The 3,836-nt window shown below is 71.5% G+C and carries 5 protein-coding genes; all 5 read left to right on the forward strand.

Annotation, left to right across the window (positions count from 1 at the left end; all coding sequences use genetic code 11):
• The first annotated feature begins 320 nt into the window (after nt 1-320).
• Nucleotides 321-989, forward strand: coding sequence for a DUF6431 domain-containing protein (locus VGJ14_17640; protein HEY2834252.1), 669 nt, complete (start codon nt 321-323; stop codon nt 987-989).
• Nucleotides 979-1,581 (forward strand): hypothetical protein, encoded by a 603-nt coding sequence (locus VGJ14_17645; GenBank protein ID HEY2834253.1) that lies wholly within the window; start codon nt 979-981, stop codon nt 1,579-1,581. Before VGJ14_17640 ends, VGJ14_17645 begins: the two co-directional genes overlap by 11 nt.
• A 52-nt stretch (nt 1,582-1,633) precedes the next feature.
• Nucleotides 1,634-2,350 (forward strand): Mu transposase C-terminal domain-containing protein, encoded by a 717-nt coding sequence (locus VGJ14_17650; protein ID HEY2834254.1) that lies wholly within the window; start codon nt 1,634-1,636, stop codon nt 2,348-2,350.
• A 136-nt stretch (nt 2,351-2,486) separates the two neighbouring features.
• Nucleotides 2,487-3,155, forward strand: coding sequence for an AAA family ATPase (locus tag VGJ14_17655; protein HEY2834255.1), 669 nt, complete (start codon nt 2,487-2,489; stop codon nt 3,153-3,155).
• Nucleotides 3,156-3,333: 178 nt separating this feature from the next.
• On the forward strand, nt 3,334-3,645 hold the full coding sequence (locus tag VGJ14_17660) for a hypothetical protein (protein HEY2834256.1): 312 nt from the start codon (nt 3,334-3,336) through the stop codon (nt 3,643-3,645).
• The last annotated feature ends 191 nt before the right edge of the window (nt 3,646-3,836 follow it).

Here is a 3,836-nt window from a genome sequence, read left to right on the forward strand (position 1 = left end):
ATCACCTGGCCACCCTGACCCGCGTCCAAGCCCGCTTCGCCGCCACCGAGCACACCATCCCCATGCTCACCGAAGCCACCCCAACCCAACGACGCGCCTTCGAACTACTCGCCACTCCCATCCCACTGAGCCTCAGGTAGCTGTTGACGGCTTGATTGCCTGAGCGTCCCGCGTGGGCGTTCGGCAGTGCTGTTTGGTGACGGGCTCGGGCCGGCGGCGAGGTTGCGGCGGGAGGATGGGCTGTCGGTAAACGCGAGGGACCCCTTCTCGCTGCTGCTGGTCGCGGTGCGCGGGAAGGGGTCCGAGGCGGGTGTGTGCCCGTGGCCATTGTATGGCCGTGCCCGCTGTCGGTCGATGCCTATGCCGAGGCCGGCCGTGGGGTGGATGTGCCGCGCCCGGAGTGCCCGCGGTGCGCGGCGGCGATGTGTTTCTGGTCGGGGTATCGGCGCTGGGTGCGGGCGGCGGGCCGGTGCTGGCGGATCTTCGTTCCCCGCGTCCGGTGCGGGCGTTGCTGCGAGTCGCATGCGTTGTTGCCGTCGTTCGTGCTGGCCGGTCGGTTGGATGTGGTCGACAGTGTCGGGCAGGTGCTCGAGGCGGTGGCCTCCGGCTTGGTCGGGGTGCGCCCGGCGGCGGCGCGGGTGGGGGTGGCGCACACGACCGCGCGGGAGTGGCTCCGGCGGTTCACCGCGCGGGCCAGCGCGATCGGGGTCGCGTTCGCCGCGTTGTGCGCCGAGCTGGGCGGTCCGGTGCTGGCCCCGCGGGCGGACACGGCCGCGGGGGCGGTGTCCGCGATCGGGGCGGCGTTTAGGGCGGCGTGTGAGTTCCCGGGCTGGGTCCGGTTGACGCGGTGGCGGTTCGCGTCGGCGGTGAGCGGCGGGAGGCTGTTGGCGGCCAACACGGTCTCGCCCTATCTGGTGGTCGGCAGGCGGCGTTTCCTGCCTCCAGTGCCTGGAATCGACACCGGAGCCGGAGGCGAGCATGGACCGTGAGCTGATTGAGCGGGTCGCGTTGCACCGCTGGGCGGTGATCGCCGAGGCGGCCAACCCGAGATTGACGCCGGCGGAGCGGGGTGTGCTGGTGCGGGCGATCGCCGCGCGCCCGCATACGCATCCGGACGGCAGCATGCGCCGCTATGCGCGGGGCACGATCGACCGCTGGCTGCGCGCGTGGCGTAAGCGCGGGTTGGCTGGGCTGCGGCCGTGCCGGCGGGCGGACACCGGCACGGTGCGGGCGCACCCGGAGTTGTTCGCCGAGGCGGCCGCGCTGCGCTTGGAGTTGCCGGCCCGCTCGGCCGCGCAGATCGCCTCGATCCTGTTCCACCGGCATGGGATCGCGGTGGCCGAGCGCACCGTGCGCGCGCAGTTGCGCCGGGCCGGGCTGCACCGCGAAGCCTTGGCGGCCGAGCCGAAGGTGTTCGGCCGCTACGAGGCCGAACACCCCAACGACCGGTGGATCACCGATGTGCTTGTCGGCCCGTTCGTGCCCTACCCGCGACGGGAGGCCTCGGTGCGGGCCAGGCTGTTCCTGATCGTCGACGATCATTCCCGGCTGCTGGTCGACGGGCAGTTTTTTTGCCCATGAGAACGCCCGGGCCTGTCAGGAGCTGCTGCGCCGGGCGATCGTGCGCCGTGGCGTGCCCACGGTCTTGTACGCCGACAACGGCGCCCCGTTCGCGAACGCGTGGCTGGCGCGCACCTGCGCGCTGCTCGGTATCCGGCTCGTGCACTCCAAGCCGTACTCCCCGCAAGGGAGGGGAAAACAGGAGCGGGCGAACCGCTATATCAGGGAGGCGTTTGTGGCCGAGGCCTGCCACCAGGGCATCGAGTCGATCGAGGAGCTCAACGACCGGTTCGCCGCCTGGGCCGCCCAGGTCGCCAACCGGCGCCGGCACGCCGAAACCAACCAAGCGCCGATCGAGCGGTTCGAGGCCGCCGGGCCGCCCCGCCAGGCCGACCCGGACCGGCTGGTTGAGGCGTTTCGCTGGTCGGTGACCCGCAAGGTCACCCGCACCGCCACCGTCCCGCTGGAGGGCAACAGCTACAGCGTGGATCCAGCGCTGGTCGCCCACCGGGTCGAGCTGCGCTACGACCCCGAAGACCTGACCCGTATCGACGTGTTCCTCGACGGCGCCCCGGCCGGAGTCGCGCGTCCGTTCGTCACCCGCCGCCACGTGCACCGCTCGGTGCCCCAAGCCATCCGCCCGGAGCCGGCTGCCACCGGGGTGGACTACCTCGGGCTGGTACAGGCCGCCCACGAGCAGGCCACCGGCGTCGGCCGCATCGACTACGCCCACCTGGCCCAGCTCGCCGGCGAGGGCGACGCCGGCGAGGGCCTGGAGACAAGGCAGTGAGCCCGGCGCCGTGGGTGGCCCACTTCGGGCTGTCCCGTACCCCGTTCGGCAAAGCGATCGCCGCGAAAGACCTTTACCGCCGCCAGGCCCACCAGGAGGCGGTGGCCCGGATCAACTCGTCGAGTCCGCCTTGGGCGTGCTCACCGGCGAGGTCGGCGCCGGCAAGACCGTCGCGGTGCGGGCCGCGATCGCCGCGCTGGACCCCACCCGCCACCAGCTCATCTACATCGCCAACCCCGCGTTTGGCACCCGTGGCCTCTACGTCACCATCGTGCGCGCTCTCGGCGCGGAACCCCGCTATATGAAGGCCGAGCTGATGGCCCAAGCCGGCGACCTGCTCGCCGCCGAAACCGAGGAACGTCACCGCCGGGTGGTCCTCTGCGTCGATGAGGCCCACCTGTTAGAGCCCGCGCAGCTCGAGGAATTACGGCTCTTGACGAATATGGACATGGATTCGGCGTCGCCGTTTGCCGGGATCCTGCTCGGCCAGCCCACCCTGGCCCGGCAGCTGCGCATGGGCGTATTCGCCGCGCTCGATCAGCGCATCGCCACCCGGTTCGCGATCAAACCGATGGACCTGGGTGAGTCCGCGGCCTACCTGCGCCACCACATCGCTCTCGCCGGCCGCGACGAGCCGCTGTTCGCCGACGACGCCGTCGCCCGCCTGCACCGCATCGCCAACGGCCTGCCCCGCGCGTTGAACAACGCCGCCACCGCCGCGCTGATCGCCGCAGCCGCCGACGGCAAAGACCTCGTCGACGACGCCTGCGCGAAAAAGGCCGCCGCCGAACTGACCCGCGACTGACCAGCTCCGGCCACACCGGCTGCTCACACCCGCCGGTTCCTCCACCGCCGCCATCCCTGCCGGAGCGCAGGCACCGGCAGACCATCCCCGGCGGAGGAACCAGCCTCCGACCACCCCCACCCAGCGTGAGCCGCCCTGCCCGAGCCAGAACTGCCCCACCGCACAAGGGCAAACAGCCGTGACCCCGCTACCCGCCCCACGCACCGACGCCGACAGCTACGCCGTGCTCGACGACGCCATCGCAGCGCTCGCCCAGCGACGCGGCCTCAACCTCGGCGACGAACTCGCGATCATCCACCTGCTCGCCAGCCTCATCGACCAGGCCCTCCGCTGGCTGCCCGAGGCCATCACCACCCCACGCCTCAACGGCGCCACCTGGAACGACATCGCCACCCTGATCGGCACCAGCGCCGAAGAAGCCCAACTGCGCTTCGATCCCGACTCACCCATCGCCGACCACAGATGGCCCTGGCCCACCAACCCCCGATAACCCGACGACGCCGAACCGGGCCCACCCCTCAACGGGAAAGCCCATCACCACACAATCCGGCCGAGAAATCACCACCGAACGCGGCCGCCTCATGCACAGACAGCGCCGCCGCTAACACCAGTCAGCAGCTTGCGGAAGAACCTGGTCGCGGCGCTGGCGTCACGCCGGGAGGTGACCAGGATGTCGAGCAC

The organism is Sporichthyaceae bacterium (assembly GCA_036493475.1).
In the GTDB taxonomy this organism is placed as follows: domain Bacteria; phylum Actinomycetota; class Actinomycetes; order Sporichthyales; family Sporichthyaceae; genus DASQPJ01.